Source organism: Aquabacterium sp. CECT 9606 (genome assembly GCF_918741295.1).
In the GTDB taxonomy this organism is placed as follows: Bacteria; Pseudomonadota; Gammaproteobacteria; order Burkholderiales; family Burkholderiaceae_C; genus Aquabacterium.
Window position 1 is genome coordinate 224,536 of record NZ_CAKKNB010000002.1, and the last position, 17,433, is coordinate 241,968.

Sequence of the window (17,433 nt, forward strand, 5' to 3'; positions counted from 1 at the left end):
CGTGCAAGCCCTGTCCGATTGGCTGTCGTCGATTGGCATGGCCCGGGTCGAGCGCGTGCTGCTCGACAACGACATCGACACCGAAGTCATCACCAGCCTGACCGAGGCCGACCTGGAAAAGCTGGGTGTGTCCATGGGCGACCGCAAGCGCTTGTTGCAAGCCATCGGGGTGTTGCGCCAGCAGGCCGTGCGCTCCACCCCCAAGCCGGGATTGGCCAGCCAGGGCGAGTTGCGCCAGCTGACCATCATGTTTTGCGACCTGGTCGATTCCACGCAACTGTGTGAACGGCTGAGCCCCGAGCAATGGCAGCAGGTGGTGTTGCTGTACCAGCAGACATCGGCCGCGGTGATCGAACGTTTTGGCGGCACCATCGCGCAGTACCTGGGCGATGGGCTGTTGGTGTACTTCGGCCACCCCCAGGCGCAAGAAGATGCGCCCGAACGCGCCGTGCGCACGGGCCTGGCCCTGGTTGAAGCCATCGGGCGCTTGCCCAAACAGCCGCCCGGACACGATCAGCCCTTGCCTTGGGCCGTGCGCATCGGCATCCACACCGGCCTGGTCGTGATGGGCGAGATTGGCGGGGGTGCCCGGCGCGAACAACTGGCGCTGGGCGACACCCCCAATCTGGCCGCGCGCCTGCAGGCCCTGGCACAACCCAACACCGTGGTGATCAGCGACAGCACGCGCAAGCTGGCCGGAGCCGGCCTGCAGTGCGAGGATCTGGGCCGCCCGGTGCTCAAAGGCGTGCGGGAGCCGCGCCAGGTCTGGCGCGTCCAGGCCGTCAACACCGCCACCAGCCGCTTTGACGCGGCCACCAGCGCGGGCTTGACCCCCTTGGTGGGCCGTGCCCATGAGCTGGGCCTGCTGCTGGACCGCTGGCATGCCGTGCAACGCGGGCAAGGCCAGGTGATGGTGCTGTCGGGCGAACCCGGCATCGGCAAGTCACGACTGCTGAAGGAACTGCGTGATCGCTTGGGCAACGCGGGCCTCGGGGCGGTGTGCCTGCAATGTTCGGCCCACCAGGTGCACAGCGCCTTCCACCCGAGCATCGACCACTTCGAGCGCGTGTTGAACCTGAGCCGCGACCAGCCCGCCGACGTCAAGCTGGCCTCGCTGGAGCGCATGGTGATGGGGCAGTTGCACCGTTCGGCGCAGCAGGTGGCGCTGCTGGCCTCCATGCTCTCGATCCCCTTTGAGGACCGCTATGGCCCGCTTGTGGAAAGCCCGCAGCAGCACGAGCGCGACACGGTCATGGCGCTGGTCGACGTGGTCGAGGCCACGGCCCTGCGCGAGCCCACGCTGGTGCTGGTGGAGGACGTGCATTGGGCGGATCCGGCCACCCTCGATTTCCTGAGCTTGTTGATCGAGCGGGCGCGGTTCGTGCCCATGTTGCTGGTCGTCACCCACCGGCCCGAGTTCCAGTTGTCGCTGGGCGATGGCGACCAGCACGTGACCACCCTGAGGCTGCCCGGGCTGCATCGCGCCGAGGTGGCCGAGCTGGTGGCGCGTTTGTCGCGCGAGGTGGCCTTGCCCACGGCGCTGACCCAGCACATCCTGAGCAAGACCGATGGCGTGCCCCTGTTCATTGAAGAGCTGACCAAGTCCATCCTTGAGCTTCCCTTGGGCGAAGGCAGTCATGCCCACCGCACCCAGGTGCCGGCCACCTTGCGCGATTCACTGATGGCGCGCCTGGACCGCGTGCCGGCGGCCAAGGCCATCGCACAGATCGGCTCGGTGCTGGGGCGCGAGTTCAGCCACGAGTTGATCGAGGCCTTGTCGAGCATGTCGTCGGCCGAGCTGACGGCCGCGCTGGCGGCGCTGACGCAATCGGGCCTGGCCACGCAGCAGGTCAGCCACCAGGGCACCATCTACACCTTCAAGCACGCCTTGGTGCAAGACGCTGCCTACGACTCGCTGCTCAAGCCGCAGCGCCAGGCCCTGCACGCGGCCATCGTGCAGGTGGTGGAATCGCGCTTTCCGGCCCTTCAGCAGGGCAAACCCGAGATGCTGGCGCGCCATGCCACTGCGGCCGGGCAGCCGCAGCAGGCCATTCCGTATTGGCGCAAGGCCAGTGACATGGCATTGCAGCGCCTGTCACTGCACGAGGCGGTGGCGCACCTGGATGCGGGTCTGGCGGCGGTGGCGGCATTGCCCAGCTCGCTTCACCGGGATCAGACTGAGCTGCAGTTGCGGGCCTCGCTGGGCACGGTGCACATGCTGGCCAAAGGCTGGGGCGCACCCGAGGTCGAGCGGGCCTATGCGCGCGCCAACCAGCTGGCGGACGCGGCCGACAAGGTCGAGGAATCGATCTGGCCCTTGTGGGGTGTGTGCGTGTTCCACCTGGTGCGTGGCGAGGTCAACAAGGCCGAGTCCATTGGCCAGCGCTTGATGACTGTGGCCCGCCAATCCAACAGCCGCCACGCCTGGCTGGTGGCCAACATGATGCAAGCGCAGTTGTGCCTTTACAGCGGCCGGGTGAACGAGGTCGCCGAGCATGCCGACCAGGTCATTCACCGCTACAGCGATCCGCAAGACCGCACGCTCATCACGCTGTACACCATGGACCTGAAGTTGGTGGCGCTGGTGCATGGCTCGCAGGCGCGCTGGATCGCGGGTGAGGACCATGATGCCGAGGCCCTGTGCCTGGAACAGGAGCGCTTTGCCGCCTCGCTGAACCACCCACACAGCCTGGCCTGGACCCACGCCTGGGGCGCCATGTCTTACTTGTTCAGGGGTGATGTCGACGGCTTGCTGAACCGGCTGGAGCGCGGCCTGAGCCTGGCCGAGCAGCACGGTTTCACCTACGTGACCTCGGTCGGCGTGATCGCCCGGGGTTGGGCCTGGGCTCAGCAAGACGGACGTTTGCAAGAAGGCATCGACGAAATGCAGCGCGGCCTGGCGCTGTTCAATCAGACGGGCGCGGGCATCGTGGTGCCCTTCTTCCAGGCCTTGTTGGCGCAAGCTTTGGGCCGCGCCGGGCGGCGCAGCGAAGCGCTGGCCTTGCTGGATGCCTCACAGGCTTTGACCGAGCAAGGCGGCGAGCGCTGGCACGAGGCCGAACTGCACCGCATCCGCGGCGAAGTGCTGGCCTCTGGGCCCCAGCCTGATTGGACCGGGGCGGAGGCCAGCATCCGCCAGGCTTTGAAGGTGGCCACCGCGCAGGGCGCCCGAAACTGGGCCCGCCGTGCGCAGGCGGACCTGGACCAGCTGCCGCTCAGGCGCTGATCGCGGCCTGATCGGTGATCGCCCGCATGTTCTCGGGGCTGAAGAAATCAGCCGGCGACACCGTCTGGCCGAACACACCAAAGTAGCGGTCAGCCTGGGCCTGGTTGTGCGCGAGCCCGGTGAACAGCTGGATGACTTCATCGGTGGGCGGAGCCAGGCGGGCCATGTCTTGTGAGAACAGGTGCAAGGGCACCGAGACGGCATCGCGCCGAGCGGCATAAGCCGCCACGGTTGCATCCAGATCGCCTTGACCCGACAAGCCCTGGTGAAGCAGCTCGGCCAGCAGGTCGGCATCGCGCAGGGCATTGGTGATGCCGGCGGCGGTGATGGGGTCGACCGTCAGGCCGGCGTCACCGACCAGGCTCCAGCCCGGGCCCACCGGTTGACGGCAGAAGGTGCCCACGCTGGTACTGATCCAGTCTTCTTCGCGCTTGCCGGCGCGCAGGCGGGCGGCCAGGTCGGGGCTCATGGCCTCCATTTCGGCAAAGAAGAAGGCTTCGGTGTCTTGGCGCGCCACCCGGGGCGAGTGGCCGGGCAGCATGACACCCGCGAGCACCTGGTCGTCGTTGGTGGCCCAGGCGTAGGCCATGCGCTCCGGGCGCGAGATGAACTCCACGCCCTTGAGCGACACGCCGCTGAAATACGCGAAGGTGTTGAGCGAGCCTGCTTCCTTGGGGAACTCGTGGTACGCGGTGCTGCCCACCGACCGTGCCACACGCGAGTGCCGGCCATCGGCGCCCACGATCCAGCGGGCTTGCTCAGTCATGACCGTGCCATCGGGGTTCTTGGCGGTGATGCCGACCACGCGGTCGCCTTCACGCAGCAGGTCGTCCAACAGCACGCCTTCGCGTAACTCGGCGCCAGCGGCCACGGCCGCGTCCAGCAGGATCTGGTCGAGCACGATGCGCTTGGGCGCAAAGGCCGCGCCCACCTGGGCATCGGGCGGCGTGCCTTTGAGCACCAGCTCACCCAAGTCGAGCGAGAACTCGGTCAGGGCAGGGCACCGTGAAGCGCGCACGGCTTCAAGCACGCCCCACTTTTGCAGCAGGTCGGCCCCCGCGTGCCACACCAGGTGGGTGGACAAGCGCATGTCGCTGGGAAAGCGGTCCTGGTCAATGATCAGGACCTTGTGTCCCTGGCGCGCCAGCAGCAAAGCCGTTGCCGCGCCGGCGCACCGGGCGCCCACCACAATCACATCATGCATAGTCAAGACTCGATACTGCTAGGTCGTCAACTTGGGCCAACCATACGGTGGGGCGGGCTTCGTGTCGATGTGGACCACGATGACCTGCGGTCGCCGGTTGGACTGCGCAGATGCTAGCGCATTTGACAGTGCCTCGGCCAGAGCGCTTGTACCTTGATCAGGGCCAATCGCCACCGCCTGCGCGCCCAGCCCTTCGGCGAACTTGACCAGGTCAGGCCGGCCCAGCTGGTAGTAGTCGGTCCAGGCCGCTGCGGGCGGCAGCAGTTGGGCCATGCCTTGGCTGACCATGGCCAGGTCGTTGTCATTGAGAACCACCCAGATGGCACCCACGCCGTTCTGCGCCGCGGTTGAAATCTCCGCGCCGTGCATCATGAAGGCGCCGTCGCCAACAATGGCCAGGCAGGGCTGTTCGGGCGCGGCCAGCTTGGCGCCAATCACCGCGGCCACGGCGAAGCCCATGGGGCCCATGGCCAGCGCGCTTTGGTAGCGCAAGGGCGGGTCGACCACCAGGTTGTTGAGCGACCAGCCCACGCAGTTGCCCGCGTCGATGAAGATGTGGCCGTCTGCCAAAGCCTCGTTGATGACGCGCATCATCGCAGCGGGGTGCACCGGGGCGCTGGTGGAGTCGCGGCCTGCCGGGTCGGCCCACGGGGCCTGGGCGCGTTTGATCTGGGCGATGGCGTCTCGGCGCTGCTCGACACGGTGTTCATCCGGCGCATGGCGCGTGGCCTGCTCGCACAACTCGTCGAGTGTGGCACCGAGCTCGGCCACCACGCCGCGCGTGATGGGGAAGTCGCGGCCGATCACGCTGGCGTCCAGGTCGATCTGCACAAAGTGCTTGCGCGGGCTCAGGGTGCGGCTGTACAGGTCCGAGGCCACGACCGAGGTTGCCAGCTCGCCCAGCGTCGAGCCCATCACCACCAGGGTGTCCACGTGGTCAGGATCGGTGGGCGGCTTCATGTACAGCTGCGTCCAGGCGGAGCCGCACATGCCGTAGTTGCGCAGCGACCAGGCGTGCGTTTCAGGGAAGATGCCTTTGGCATTGGGCGTGGTCATCACGGGGATGCCAAAGCGCTCCACAAAATGGGTGAAGGCGGCCAGCCGGTGGGGATCGGCCAGCGCCTCGCGGCAGCCGTTGCCCAGGAAGAGCAGGGGGCGATCGGCCTTGATCAACTCGCGAAGGGTGGCGGCCACCGCCTTGGCGTCGGTGCAGGCGGCCACGGCTCGGTAGCTGCGGGGCTGGATGCTGGCGGGCGTGCTGCTCAAAGGCGTGCCCGCCACGTCGTTGGGCAGGCTGATGTGCGCGGCCCGCCGTGGCAAGGAGCAAGCGTTGCGCAGCGCCTGCTGGAACAGCGTCTGGAAGTTGCTCTGGTTGGAAATCATGTCGCTGGACTGCACCGAATTGCGGAAGATGCTGGTGATGTCCAGCTTGGCATCGGCGCCTTCTTGCAGGTAGCCCTGGCCGAAGTACTTCTCGGGCACTTCGCCCGTGACCACCAGCATCGACGAGTTGGCGGCCTGGGCGTTCATCGCGCCCGTCACGGCGTTCGTGGCACCGGGGCCCGAGGTGGTCATCACCACACCCAGCCCTCCGCCAGCCCGTGCGTAGCCATCGGCCATGTAGGCCGCGCCGGTTTCGTGCCGGCAGATCACGTAGTCGATGTCCTGCCTGAGCTTCAACTCGTTCATCAGCCAGACCAACGCACCCCCCGGTATGCCGAAGATTTTGGTGACGCCTTCGGCTTTCAAGTAATCCAACAGCAGCTGTGCGACGGTGGTTTGCATGGGGGCTCCCTGAATATGGCGGTGAAAGGTGCCTGAAATTACCGCGTTACCGGCCCCGGCAGCTGCCAGAATTCCAAGACAAATCACCGGGAGTTCAAGCCATGACGCAGCCCAGCGCTTCGCGCAAGACCGTTTTGGATGTGGCCATCGTGGGGGGCGGCGTGTCCGGCCTCTACAGCGGTTGGCGTTTGTTGACCACCCCCTCGCCAGACCAACCCAAGACGGTGTCTCTGTTCGAATGCAGTGACCGCGTGGGCGGGCGCTTGTTGTCGGTCACGCCGCCAGGCATGCCCGAGGCCCGCATCGAGCTGGGTGGCATGCGCTTCACCACGGGCCAACAACTGGTGATGTCCCTGGTGCCCTACCTGAACCTGGCCACCGAGCCCTTCCCGGTGGGCCAGAACCAGAACATGGCCTACCTGCGCGGCCACCGCCTGCGCACCGCCGACCTGACCGACCCCGACAAAATCCCCTATGTCCTGACCCAGGCCGAGCGCGAGGGCATCAAAGATGGCTTCACTGCCATGGCCGCGGAAAACTTCTTGCAGCAGGTGATGGGCCAACCCCATGTGGACCTGAAATCCGTGCCGTGGGAAAAGCTGGCGCGTGATGGGCGGTACGAAGGCCATTACCTGCGCGACCTGCCCATGCGCTACGTGTTCAACCGCTCGGTGAGCCACGAGGCTTTCCAGTTTGCCGAAGACACCAGTGGCTACGACAGCATCTTCTTCACCTGGAACGCGGCCGATGGTTTTCCGTGGAACCTGGCCGACTATGGTGCGGCCATCGAGTACAAGCGCCTTCAAGACGGCTATGAGTCGCTGCCCCTGACCTTGCGCGGCAAGTTCGAAGAGGCCGGCGGCGAGTTGCACCTCAAGCACCGACTGATCAGTTTCGACCATGTCGAGCACGAAGGCGAAGGCAATCTGATCGAGATGCACTTTGACCGCGATGGCCACCGCGAAACCCTTTATGCGCGCCAGCTGATCCTGGCCATGCCGCGCCGCTCACTGGAGCTGCTGGCCCAGACCGGGGCGGTGCTGGGGGCCGACCAGCACGAGGTGCACCGGCTGATCAAGTCCGTCACGCCCATTCCCCTGTTCAAGCTGGCGCTGTGCTACCGCGAGCGCTGGTGGGAGAAGCTGGGCATCACGCAAGGCCAGTCGGTCACCGACCTGCCGATCCGCCAGTGCTACTACTGGCCGGTGGGTGACGATACCCAGGCTGGCGCCATCCTCATCTACAACGATGGCCTGGACCTGGACTACTGGTGCGACCTGATCGCTCACCCTGCCAAGTTCCAGAACAAGACCTTGGCCGGCGATGTGCCCTGGCCCGAGCAGGAATGGATGCAGCACCCTGCGCCCGAGCTGATGGTGCAGGAGGCGCACCGCCAGTTGCTGGCGATCCACGGCCTGGAAGACCAGCCCGACCTGCAGCCTTATGCCGCAGCTTTTCGCGACTGGGGCGAAGACCCTTTTGGCGGCGGTGCCAACTTCTGGCCGCAGCATGTCGAGAGCTATAACGTGGCCCACCGCATCCTCAAGCCCGTGCATGACGTGCCGGTGTTCATCTGCGGGGAAGCCTATTCGCACGGCCAGGGCTGGGTGGAAGGGGCGCTCGAAACAGCAGAGGCCATGCTGCAGGGGCATTTTGGTCTGCGGCCACCCCCTTATCTGGCGGGTAGTCCGTCGTCCAAAGCTTGACGCATCGCAACATGGTCCGCCGCTGACTGCAGTGAAATTCCGCTTGAGGAATTTGCCCTCGTCACCGTTAGGAAAGAGACCATGAGAACAAAGAACGCTCAATGCGCCGCCGTGCTGTTGGCCTTGGCAAGCGCTGCCGCCCTGCCTGTCGCCGCGCAAGCCGAGGAATCACCCTGGTTGGTGCGCGTGCGCGCCGTGGACCTGGAAAGCGACAACGAGGATTCCTCGGGCCTGAACCTGGCGATCAACAACAAGATCATCCCGGAAGTCGACATCTCCTACTTCTTCACGCCGAACATCGCGGCGGAGTTGGTGCTGACTTACCCGCAAAAGCAGACCATTTACTCGGGCGGCGCGGAGATTGGCTCGCTCAAGCACCTGCCGCCCACGCTCACGCTGCAGTACCACTTCGACAAGATGCGCGAGTTCAAGCCCTACCTGGGCATCGGTGTGAACTACACGCGCTTTTCCAGCGTGCACTTCAGCCCCGCCGTGCAGGCTGCTTTGCAGCCCAGTGTGAGCAAGAACAGCTTCGGTCTGGCTCTGCAAGCCGGTGTTGACTTTGAATTCCGCAAAAATTGGTACCTGAACCTGGACGTGAAGAAAGTGCAGATCCGCACCGACATCAAGTCCGCCGGGGCCAAGGTCGGCGAGTTCAAGGTGGACCCCTGGCTGCTGGGCGTGGGCGTGGGCATGCGGTTCTGAGACTGTTGCAACCTCAGCCCGGGATGAAGACGTAGCCCACGTTGCGCACTGTCTTGATCACCTCGGGCTTGTCGGGGTTGCGCTCGACCTTGCGGCGCAGGCGCATCACGCGCAGATCGATGGAGCGGTCGAACACGTCCCAGCCGCGGTTGTGCGCCTGCTCCATGATCTGGTCGCGGTTGAGCGGCCGATTGGGGTGCGAGGCGAACAGGGCCAGCAGCTCGAACTCGGACGCGGTCACGGGGATCTCGGCGCCGTCGTGGCTGAAGAGCTGACGTGAATCCAAATCCAGGGCGCATTGGCCGAAACGGACGCGCTGCGTGGTGAGCGGTGCCGCTGAAGGCTGGGCCGTGGCCTCGGAGCGCAGCCGGCGCACCAGCGCGCGCACGCGGGCCAACAGCTCGCGCACTTCAAAGGGCTTGGGCAGGTAGTCGTCCGCGCCCAGCTCCAGGCCCACGATCCGGTCCACCGAATCACCCGCCGTGGTCAACATCACCAGCCCGATGCCGGGGTGGGTTTCGCGCAGCCAGCGCGCCAGCGACAGGCCGTTTTCGCCCGGCATGTTGATGTCCAGGATGGCCACATCGGGCACGGCCTCGGCCACCAGGGCGCGGGCCGACAGCGCATCGGGCGCGGTGCGCACGGTGAACTGGTGACGCTCGAAGTACTCGCTCAACAGCGAGCGCAGTTCGGGTTCGTCGTCCACCACCATCACCACCGGCGTGGTCTTGTTGCCTGGCACCATGGCCTGAGGTCTCCCGCTTTGTTGTCTGGCCGCGATGATATCGCCCATCCATCACAATGCCGCACTGGCCAAGGATGGCCCGCCAATGCACCGGGAGCGCGACAGGCATGAGCAACGAGCAACAAGACGGCGAATTCAAGTGGTCGGTCACGTCCGAGCGGGCGGGCACGACGCCGGCCTTTCCACTGGACCCCACGCTGCTGGGCGCCTTGCTGGACCACAGCACCACGCAGGTCGGCATCTTTGGCCGCGACCACGTCTACCAATATGCCAACCAGGAAATGCTGGATGGCCTGGGCCGCACGTGGGACCAGGTGGTGGGCCGGCACCTGTCGACCGTGCTGGGCCCCGCCTTGTACCAAGAGCGCTATGCCCGCCTGAGCGAGCGGCTGTTCTCTGGCGAAACCCTGCGTTGGAGCGGCTGGCTGGGTGGGCCCGGCCAAGGGTGGCGCTTCCTGAAGGAATCCATGGTGCCTTTTGCCCCGGTGGATGGCGCGGTGCAATCGGTGGCGGTGTTCCGCCATGACCTGACCGAACTCAAGCAGCGCGAACTGGAGTTGGCCGACAAGCTGCAAGAGCTGCAGGCCAGCGAGGCGCTCAAGTCCGCCATCGTGGATCACGCCCTGGCCGCCTTGATCTCGACCGATGCCAAGGGCCTGATCGTCGAGTTCAATCCTTCGGCCGAGGCGATGTTTGGCCGCACGCGCGCCGATGTGCTGGGCCGGCCCGTCAGCGAGATCGTGATGCCCGAGCGCTTTCGTGCCGCCCACGAAGCCGGCATGCAGCGCATGGATGGCGGCGGTGAAGCGCGCATTTTGGGTAAGCGCATGGAGATGCACGCCCTGCGCGCCGATGGCAGCGAGTTCCCGATCGAGATGGTGCTGTGGCGCACCAGCGTGCACGACTCGATCTTCTACACGGCCTCGATGGTGGACCTGACCGAGCGCCACAATGCCGCCGAGCAGATTGAACGCCAGCGTGAAGCCCTGCGGCAAAGCGAGAAGCTCACCGCCATGGGCAGCTTGCTGGCGGGCGTGGCCCACGAGCTGAACAACCCCCTGGCCATCGTGATGGGCCGGGCCAGCCTGCTGGAAGAAAAATGCGAGTCGGCCGACCTGAAGGCCGATGTGCAGCGCATCCGCGAGGCTGCCGAGCGCTGCGGCCGCATCGTGCGCACCTTCCTGAACATGGCGCGCAGCCGGCCTTCGCAGCGCCACAATGTGGGCCTCAACGAGATGGTCCAGGCGGCCACCGACATGCTGCACTACGGCTACCGCAGCCACGGCATCGAGCTCCAATTGCAATTGGACCCGACCTTGCCTGAGGTGCTGGCCGATGGCGACCAGATCGGCCAGGTGATCCTGAACCTGCTGGTCAATGCACAGCAGGCACTGGCCAGCCTGGACGGCCCGCGCCGCGTCAGTGTTCAGACGGGGGTGGAGTCGGCATCGGGCCAGGCGGGTGTCTGGCTGCGTGTGCGCGACAGCGGACAAGGCGTGAAGCCCGAGTTGCATGGCCGCGTGTTCGAGCCCTTCTTCACGACCAAGCCCGATGGCATGGGCACCGGCATGGGCCTGGCCGTCTCGCGGGCCCTGGCGCGTGAACATGGGGGTGACCTGCTGCTCGAATCGGTGGACGTGGACAGCAGCCCGGACGGCCTGCGCGGCGCCAGCTTCCGCCTGGTGCTGCCGATGTGCGCCCAGCCGCCCGAAGACACCATCCCCGCGCCCTTGGCCGAGCTGGAAGACGAGCCCATGCTGGCCCGCATCCTGGTGGTGGACGACGAGCCCGAGTTGACCTCGTTGATGCGCGACATGCTCGAAGGCGCAGGCTATGAGGTGGCCACGGCCGAGTCGGGCGCGGTGGCGTTGGAGTTGCTGGACATGGCCCGCTTTGACGCGGTGGTGTCCGACCTGCGCATGCCCGACATGGATGGGTCGGCGCTGTGGCGTGAGCTTTCGCAAAGGCACCCCAGCCTGTCGCGCCGCATGCTGTTCGTCACCGGCGACACGCTCTCGCTGGACGCGCAGAAGTTTCTGCGTGATTCGCGCAGCGACAGCCTGGACAAGCCTTTCTCCAAGGCCGACCTGCTGGCCAAGGTGGCGGCACTGATGAGTTAGCTGGCGCACGCCGGTGTGGCCGCAACAATTGCAACACAGGCGTGCGAGTGGTGAAACGCTGCTGAAACGGGCCCCGCGCAAACTTCTTTTCATCGGAACACACACAAGCCGCTCCGATGAAACCGGGACCTTCCCCGTCACAGCATCTTCATCACAAACTTAGGAACACATCATGACTACCATCAACGACACCTCGATCCAATCCCTGTTCGACTACGCCAAGCAGGGCGTGCTGAACCCCGGCAAGGACTTCCCCGTCTACCCCGCTGTGTACGTGACCTTTGTCGAGCAGTTCGCCGACTCGCACCCACCCGGCACCGCCAACGGTTCGTCCGACCTGGTGACCTACACCAATGGCCGCCTGAAGCTCTCGGCTGACAAGAAAATGCTGAGCGGTGAACTCAAGGTCTGGCGCAACATCCACGACGCTGGCTCGCCTGCCATCTTCGACATGCCCGCCCGCCCTGAAGACGCTTTCCAGAAAGTGGAAGACCAAGTCACCGTGGCCATCACCGTGTCCGACACCGGCGTGGTCACCTACCAGCGCAAGCTCAAGGGCGTGCCCATCGGCGGCATGCCCCCGGCCACGCTGAACGCCAGTTACGACCATGGCCTGATGGTTCAAAAAGCCCAGGGCAGCGTGCGCAACCTGAGCTTCACCCTGGGTTCGATCGCCGGTGTGCTGGCTTGATCAATCCAGGTCACGTTGGTAAAGCAGGGCCACGGCATGCATCTCCATGCCGATGCCCAGCATCACGACATGCCGCGTGGTGATCTCGTCCTGGCACCGGGCAAAGTTGACCGGCACCGACGAGGCCACCATGTCGCCCAGCTCTTCGATCGTGTTGAGGTAGTGCGCCGGCTGGATGGCCGCGTTCCACGCATCGAAGACGGCCTTGGACGTCTGGTGTGCCACCAGCGTGATGTCTTGGCCGCTCAAGCCGTGCTTGGCCAGCAGGCGGTTCACCACCACGCCGGGCACTTGGAAGCCAAAGGTCTTGACCGCGTTTTCGCCCGTCTTGTCGTCCAGCTTCATCAAGGGCTTGGTGAACAGGTCGCGGTGATGCGGTGAGGGCCGCTGCGCCATGCGCAGGGCGCTGAAGTACTGCGTCTGCGTGTCGTTGTCCCAATCGATCAAACGAAAGCGCGTCGTGTCCCCCGTCCAGCCGACCACGGCCGCGCCAGCACCATCGGAAGCGGCCAGCGAGACGGGCTCGTGGTAGTCCATGTGGTGCGTCCAGTTGTTGCCGCAGGCCACCAGGGCATGTCGCGCGGTGCCGCAGCTCACCATGTCGTGTGCCAGCTTCATGCCGTCGATGAAATTGCTTTCGTCGGTGTTGAGCGAGATGACGCGGCATTGGCGTGACAAGCCCAGTTCGCGGTGCACGGCGGCCAGGTTGTTGGGTGCGTAATACGCGCTGACGGTGGCCGAACCCAGCAACAGATCCACTTCATCCAGCGGCACCCTGGCTTGCGCCAGCGCCGTCTTGCACGAATCGACCATGATGCCGACCACGTCATCGGCGTGGGCCAGCACGCGCCGGTATTTCAGGCCATTGAACAGGTCGGAGCCAGCGGGCTGGTGCGCCTTGAGCCAGTCGAAAATGGGGTCGTCGTTGCCCCGGATGTGCTCAGGGAGGCGGTGCCCCTGGCCGAGGATGGCCACATGCTGGTTCGATTTGACGGATGCATCCACGTTCACCTCCCGGGTTGGCGAGGTGCCCATGTTCCATCAGAACCCGGTTGAAAGGTTGAGGAAAAGGTCTTGGATTCGCCGCCTGTTCACTGACCCGCCGCGTGCAACGCGTTGCCCGCCGCGATCGGGTCGCCCGTGCGCTGAAAGGTCTGCAGCCAGGTGCCATAGCTGGGCATCTCCTTCACCTTCCAGGGATGAAAGCCCGGCTTGTAGTACGCCAGGTAGTAGCTCAGCGTGGGCATGAACAAACCGCCCGGCTTGTAGAACCACCACAGCCCCTTGGCCCACATGCGCACGCGCTGCCCGCGGTTGAATCCATCGACCTTGAACATGTGGTTCATGATCTTGGACACCGTCAGTGGAAAGCCGAAGCTCACCGTGAGCATGGCCAGGTTGCGCTGCCAATAGCCTGCCTTGGCCACTTGCGTCAGCACATCAAAGGCCACGGCCTTGTGCTCGACTTCTTCGATGGCGTGCCAGGCGTACAGCGCCCGCACACGCGCGTCGCTCTTGTCCAGCAGTTCGCGGCGCTCGAAAAAACTGGTGCACATCATCGAGGTCAGGTGCTCCAGCGCCGAGGTGATGGCCAGGCGCTGAACGGGGGTGGTGAACTTGGCCGCTTCCACGAACAGGCGGTTTTCGATCTGATCATTGATGGAATCGATCTCCACGCCTTGCTTTTTCAGGCGCTCGTTGTATTGGCGGTGCACCAGGCTGTGCTGCGCTTCTTGCCGCGTGAAGTCCTTCACTTCCTGCTGCAATTTGGGCGAGGTGATCTGGTCCTTGAACTCGCGCACGCTGGTGATGAAGAACTTCTCGCCCATGGGGAACAGCGTGGACATGGCGTCAAAGAAGCGCGTCTTGAACGGGTCGTTGTCCATCCAGTATTTGGGGATGTCGCCGTCCAGGCCGAAGTCCAGGTTCTCACGGGGGACGATGGTGGCGTGGTCGCTCATGGTGTCTCTCCTTGTTCTGCGGTGCCTTGCGATTGACGGAAGGCGCTGGGGGACAGGCCGGTCCAGCGCCGGAAGGCGCGGGTGAAGCTGTGTCGGTCGGCAAAGCCCAGCTCGTTGCTGAGCGATTCAATGTTGCAGCGCGGCGCTTGCAGAGCCGCCTTGGCCAGGGTCAACCGGCATTGCGCCTGGATGTCGGTGTAGGCCTGGCCTTCTTCGCGCAAGCGCCTCTGCAGTGTGCGCGGATGCAGGCCCAGCCGCTCGGCCATGCGCTCAATCCCTTGGCACAGCAGGGCCGGGTTCTGCTTGAAGTGGCCTTCGATCTGGCTGACCAGGGCCTGGCCGGTGACGGGCAGTTGCTGGTTCAGCAGCGCCTGCGCACGTTGGTGCAAACCGGGGGCGGCGCCCGGCAAGGGCATGTCCAACAGGCGCGTGGCGAACACGGCGGCGTCGCGCGCCTGCCGGCTGCGGATGGGTGCGGGCAGGGTCGAGGCTTGTGACATGAACAGCGCATCGGGCTGGTGGCGCACTTCGATGTGGTGGATCAGGTCGGTGTGGCCCACGGCCAGGCGCACGATCTTGTTGATGGCGGCCAGCACCGATTCAACGAAGTAGCCGCGCATGGCGAGGTCGTTGTCGTGCAAGTCGATGTCCAGCAGCAAGGCCGATTGGCCCTCGCCTTCTTCCACCCGCAAGGCCATGTTCGGCATGGTCATGCCCGCCCATTGCAGTGCGGGCAAGGCCTGGCGCAAGGTGGGGCTGGTGGCCAGGAAGGTTTCCAGCGCGGGCAGGTGGTCAAAGGCGAACAACTCGCCCAATACCAAGGGAAAGTAGTAGTGCGGCGCGGCCCGGGCAACGCACTGCTGCATCAGCCGGGGCAGCGCCTGCCGGCGAACCACAGGGACCGGGCTGGCGCCCAGGTTCACACCCGCCTCGGCGAACAGCGGGTCGATGTTGAAGCGACAGTGCATCGCCGCCTTGATCCAGGCATTGGCGGCGACGAAGGGCATGTCGCTGATGGTGGGCGAACCCGGACGGGTGGTGTCAAGCATGCCTGGACTGTAGGCACCCGCCCGTGTCGCGACCAGTCCCCTGCGCGACACGAAGGGGGCCTTTTGCGACAAGTTAACGCCAGCTCAGCACACCTTTGCCGATGGCGCGGCCGCTGTCCACCCAGGCGTGGGCTTCTTTCAGGTGGGCGGCGGTCACGGTGCCGAAGTCGCGCGTCACCGTGCTGCGCAGCACGCCTTGGTCGATGCCCTGGGCCACCTGCGCCAGCAGGGCGCCTTGTTCGGCCATGTCAGGCGTCTCGAACACCGAACGGGCGAACATCATCTCCCAGTGCAGCGACAGGCTCTTGCGCTTGAGCAGGCGGGCGTCGATCGGCGTGGCCGGGTCGTCGATCAAGGCCAGCTTGCCCTGGGGCAGCAGGGCCTCGACCAGTGCCTCGAAGTGCCGGTCGGTGTGCGTCAGGCTGGCCACCAGGTGCACGCCCTGCACACCAATGCGCGCCAGCTCCGCATTCAAAGGCTGACTGTGGTCAATGACGTGGTGCGCGCCTTGCGCATGGACCCAGTCCGCCGTTTCGGGCCGAGAGGCGGTGCCGATCACCTGCAGCTGCGTGAATTGCCGCGCCAGCTGGACCAGGATGGAGCCCACGCCACCCGAGGCGCCCACCACCAGCAGCCGCTGGCCCTGTCCGCCACCGCGCTGCACGCCCAGCCGGTCGAACAGCAGTTCCCAGGCGGTGATGGCCGTCAGGGGCAGGGCGGCCGCTTGCGCAAAGTCCAGGCTGGTGGGCATGTGGCTCACGATGCGCTCGTCCACCACCTGGCGCTCGGCGTTGCTGCCAGCCCGGCCAATGCTGCCGGCGTACCAGACCCGGTCGCCGGATTTGAAGTGGCGGACTTGCTCGCCCACCGAGAGCACCACGCCCGCCGCGTCCCAGCCCAGCACCTTGGCTTGGCCGGCGACCGGCGGCGTGCTGGCGCGCACCTTCAGGTCCACCGGGTTGACCGAGATCGCGTGCACCTGCACGAGCAGGTCGCGCGGGCCGGGTGTGGGCTCCGGCAGGTCCAGGTCCAGCAGGCATTCCGGATGGGACAAGGGCAGGTTCTGGTGGTAGCCAACGGCTTTCATGGGAGGTCTCCAAAAAGTTGATGGGTGGACTGTGCGCCCCACTTGACGCACAAACCAGCCGTGGGAAACTGCACCAGTCACAAACACCATTTGTCAATCCACCATGTCCACCCTTGCCTTGGGCCACCTGGAACTGCCTGCCTTGCGGCTGGCCCTGCGCGTGGCCGACCTGGGCAGCGTGGCCGCCGCCGCGCGCGAGCAAGACCTCTTGCCCGCCACCGCCACCGCGGCCATCCGCCGCCTGGAGGGGCACCTCAAAGTCAAGCTGTTTGCGCGCAGCAGCCGGGCCTTGCGCACCACGCCCGAGGGCGCGCAGTTCCTGGCGCGGGTGCGCGAGGCCTTGCTGTTGCTGGACCACGGCGTGGGCGAACTGCACGCGCCCATGACCCAGGTGCGCGGCGTTCTGCGCCTGGGCGTGTCGACGGATTTGGGCACCCAGGTGATTCGCCCGCTGCTGGACGAGTTCCTGCAACGCCACCCGCTGATCGAGTTGGACCTGCTGGTCAGCGACCGCGTGACCGATCTGAGCCGCGAGCCGGTGGACGCCGCGATCCGCTACGGCGAGCCGACGCAGGCCGACCAGATCGTGCGCCATCTGGCCGACAACACCGCCATCCTGGTGGCCTCCCCCGAGTACCTGCAGCGCGCTGGCACGCCCTTGAGTGTGGCAGACCTGTCGGGGCACGAGGGCATCGCCTTGCGGCTGGCCGGCCGCTCCGGCCTGGTGTGGAAACTGCTGGACCACGGCAGCCCGGTGGAGGTTCGCCCGCGCATTCGCCGCGTGGCCGACAACGGCTTGATGACGCGCCTGTGGGCCATCGATGGCCACGGCATCGCGCTCAAGTCGAAGCTGGACGTGGCGGCCGACCGCGCGGCGGGCCGCTTGGTGCAGGTGCTGCCCAAGGTCGAGTCGCCGCCTTATCCCCTCGTGCTGGCGCTGGCGCGGGGCACGCACCTGAGCGCGAGAATGCGGGTGCTGGGCGATTTCCTGAAAGCCCGCCTGATTTGACAACGAACGAAAGGGAGAAGAGAACATGACCGCAGTGCAACGCCTGGGCCACCGCTACCAAGACCAGGAGTCTGGCCAAACCCTCGACACCTGGTTCGCCGCCTCAAACCAGAAGAAAAACCGCGGCTGCCTGGCCGAGAAGGTC

At 65.7% G+C, this 17,433-nt stretch carries 13 protein-coding genes; 6 read left to right on the forward strand and 7 right to left on the reverse strand.

Features of this window, described 5'->3' with window-relative positions:
• The first annotated feature begins 1 nt into the window (after nt 1).
• Nucleotides 2-3,226 (forward strand): AAA family ATPase, encoded by a 3,225-nt coding sequence (locus tag LQ232_RS08795; RefSeq protein ID WP_230179946.1) that lies wholly within the window; start codon nt 2-4, stop codon nt 3,224-3,226.
• Here the strand turns inward: LQ232_RS08795 and LQ232_RS08800 are convergent.
• Entirely contained in the window at nt 3,216-4,430 is a 1,215-nt protein-coding gene (locus LQ232_RS08800; RefSeq protein ID WP_230179947.1) for an NAD(P)/FAD-dependent oxidoreductase, read from the reverse strand. The two genes, LQ232_RS08795 and LQ232_RS08800, sit on opposite strands and share 11 nt — an antisense overlap.
• Before the next feature lie 18 nt (nt 4,431-4,448).
• The gene (locus tag LQ232_RS08805; protein ID WP_230179948.1) at nt 4,449-6,215 is read right to left on the reverse strand and encodes a thiamine pyrophosphate-binding protein; all 1,767 of its coding nucleotides are present in this window, start codon (nt 6,213-6,215) and stop codon (nt 4,449-4,451) included.
• Nucleotides 6,216-6,316: 101 nt separating this feature from the next.
• Between LQ232_RS08805 and LQ232_RS08810 the strand changes: the two genes are divergently transcribed.
• Together LQ232_RS08810 and LQ232_RS08815 are read left to right on the forward strand one after the other, a co-directional pair.
• Nucleotides 6,317-7,921 carry an FAD-dependent oxidoreductase gene (locus tag LQ232_RS08810; protein ID WP_230179949.1) on the forward strand — a complete coding sequence of 535 codons (1,605 nt, stop codon included), beginning with the start codon at nt 6,317-6,319 and terminating at the stop codon, nt 7,919-7,921.
• Nucleotides 7,922-8,002: 81 nt separating this feature from the next.
• Nucleotides 8,003-8,626 carry an OmpW family protein gene (locus LQ232_RS08815; RefSeq protein WP_230179950.1) on the forward strand — a complete coding sequence of 208 codons (624 nt, stop codon included), beginning with the start codon at nt 8,003-8,005 and terminating at the stop codon, nt 8,624-8,626.
• A 13-nt stretch (nt 8,627-8,639) separates the two neighbouring features.
• Here LQ232_RS08815 and LQ232_RS08820 read toward each other — a convergent pair whose 3' ends face one another.
• On the reverse strand, nt 8,640-9,371 hold the full coding sequence (locus tag LQ232_RS08820; protein ID WP_230179951.1) for a response regulator: 732 nt from the start codon (nt 9,369-9,371) through the stop codon (nt 8,640-8,642).
• 107 nt (nt 9,372-9,478) lie between these two features.
• Between LQ232_RS08820 and LQ232_RS08825 the strand changes: the two genes are divergently transcribed.
• Together LQ232_RS08825 and LQ232_RS08830 are read left to right on the forward strand one after the other, a co-directional pair.
• Nucleotides 9,479-11,491: a PAS domain S-box protein gene (locus tag LQ232_RS08825; RefSeq protein ID WP_230179952.1), complete on the forward strand. Its 2,013-nt coding sequence runs from the start codon at nt 9,479-9,481 to the stop codon at nt 11,489-11,491.
• A 172-nt stretch (nt 11,492-11,663) separates the two neighbouring features.
• The gene (locus tag LQ232_RS08830) at nt 11,664-12,182 is read left to right on the forward strand and encodes a hypothetical protein (protein ID WP_230179953.1); all 519 of its coding nucleotides are present in this window, start codon (nt 11,664-11,666) and stop codon (nt 12,180-12,182) included.
• Here the strand turns inward: LQ232_RS08830 and LQ232_RS08835 are convergent, their stop codons facing one another.
• The 4 genes from LQ232_RS08835 to LQ232_RS08850 all read right to left on the reverse strand — a co-directional run bounded on the left by LQ232_RS08835 (nt 12,183) and on the right by LQ232_RS08850 (nt 16,279).
• Nucleotides 12,183-13,187, reverse strand: a complete 1,005-nt coding sequence (locus tag LQ232_RS08835) for a hypothetical protein (protein ID WP_230179954.1) — start codon at nt 13,185-13,187, stop codon at nt 12,183-12,185.
• An 86-nt stretch (nt 13,188-13,273) separates the two neighbouring features.
• Nucleotides 13,274-14,143 (reverse strand): metal-dependent hydrolase, encoded by an 870-nt coding sequence (locus tag LQ232_RS08840; protein WP_230179955.1) that lies wholly within the window; start codon nt 14,141-14,143, stop codon nt 13,274-13,276.
• The gene (locus tag LQ232_RS08845) at nt 14,140-15,192 is read right to left on the reverse strand and encodes an AraC family transcriptional regulator (protein WP_230179956.1); all 1,053 of its coding nucleotides are present in this window, start codon (nt 15,190-15,192) and stop codon (nt 14,140-14,142) included. The genes LQ232_RS08840 and LQ232_RS08845 overlap by 4 nt, the downstream gene beginning before the upstream one ends.
• Nucleotides 15,193-15,265: 73 nt before the next feature.
• Complete coding sequence (locus LQ232_RS08850) at nt 15,266-16,279, reverse strand: zinc-binding alcohol dehydrogenase family protein (protein ID WP_230179957.1); 1,014 nt, start codon at nt 16,277-16,279, stop codon at nt 15,266-15,268.
• Between the two features lie 103 nt (nt 16,280-16,382).
• Between LQ232_RS08850 and LQ232_RS08855 the strand changes: the two genes are divergently transcribed.
• On the forward strand, nt 16,383-17,288 hold the full coding sequence (locus LQ232_RS08855) for a LysR family transcriptional regulator (protein ID WP_230179958.1): 906 nt from the start codon (nt 16,383-16,385) through the stop codon (nt 17,286-17,288).
• The last annotated feature ends 145 nt before the right edge of the window (nt 17,289-17,433 follow it).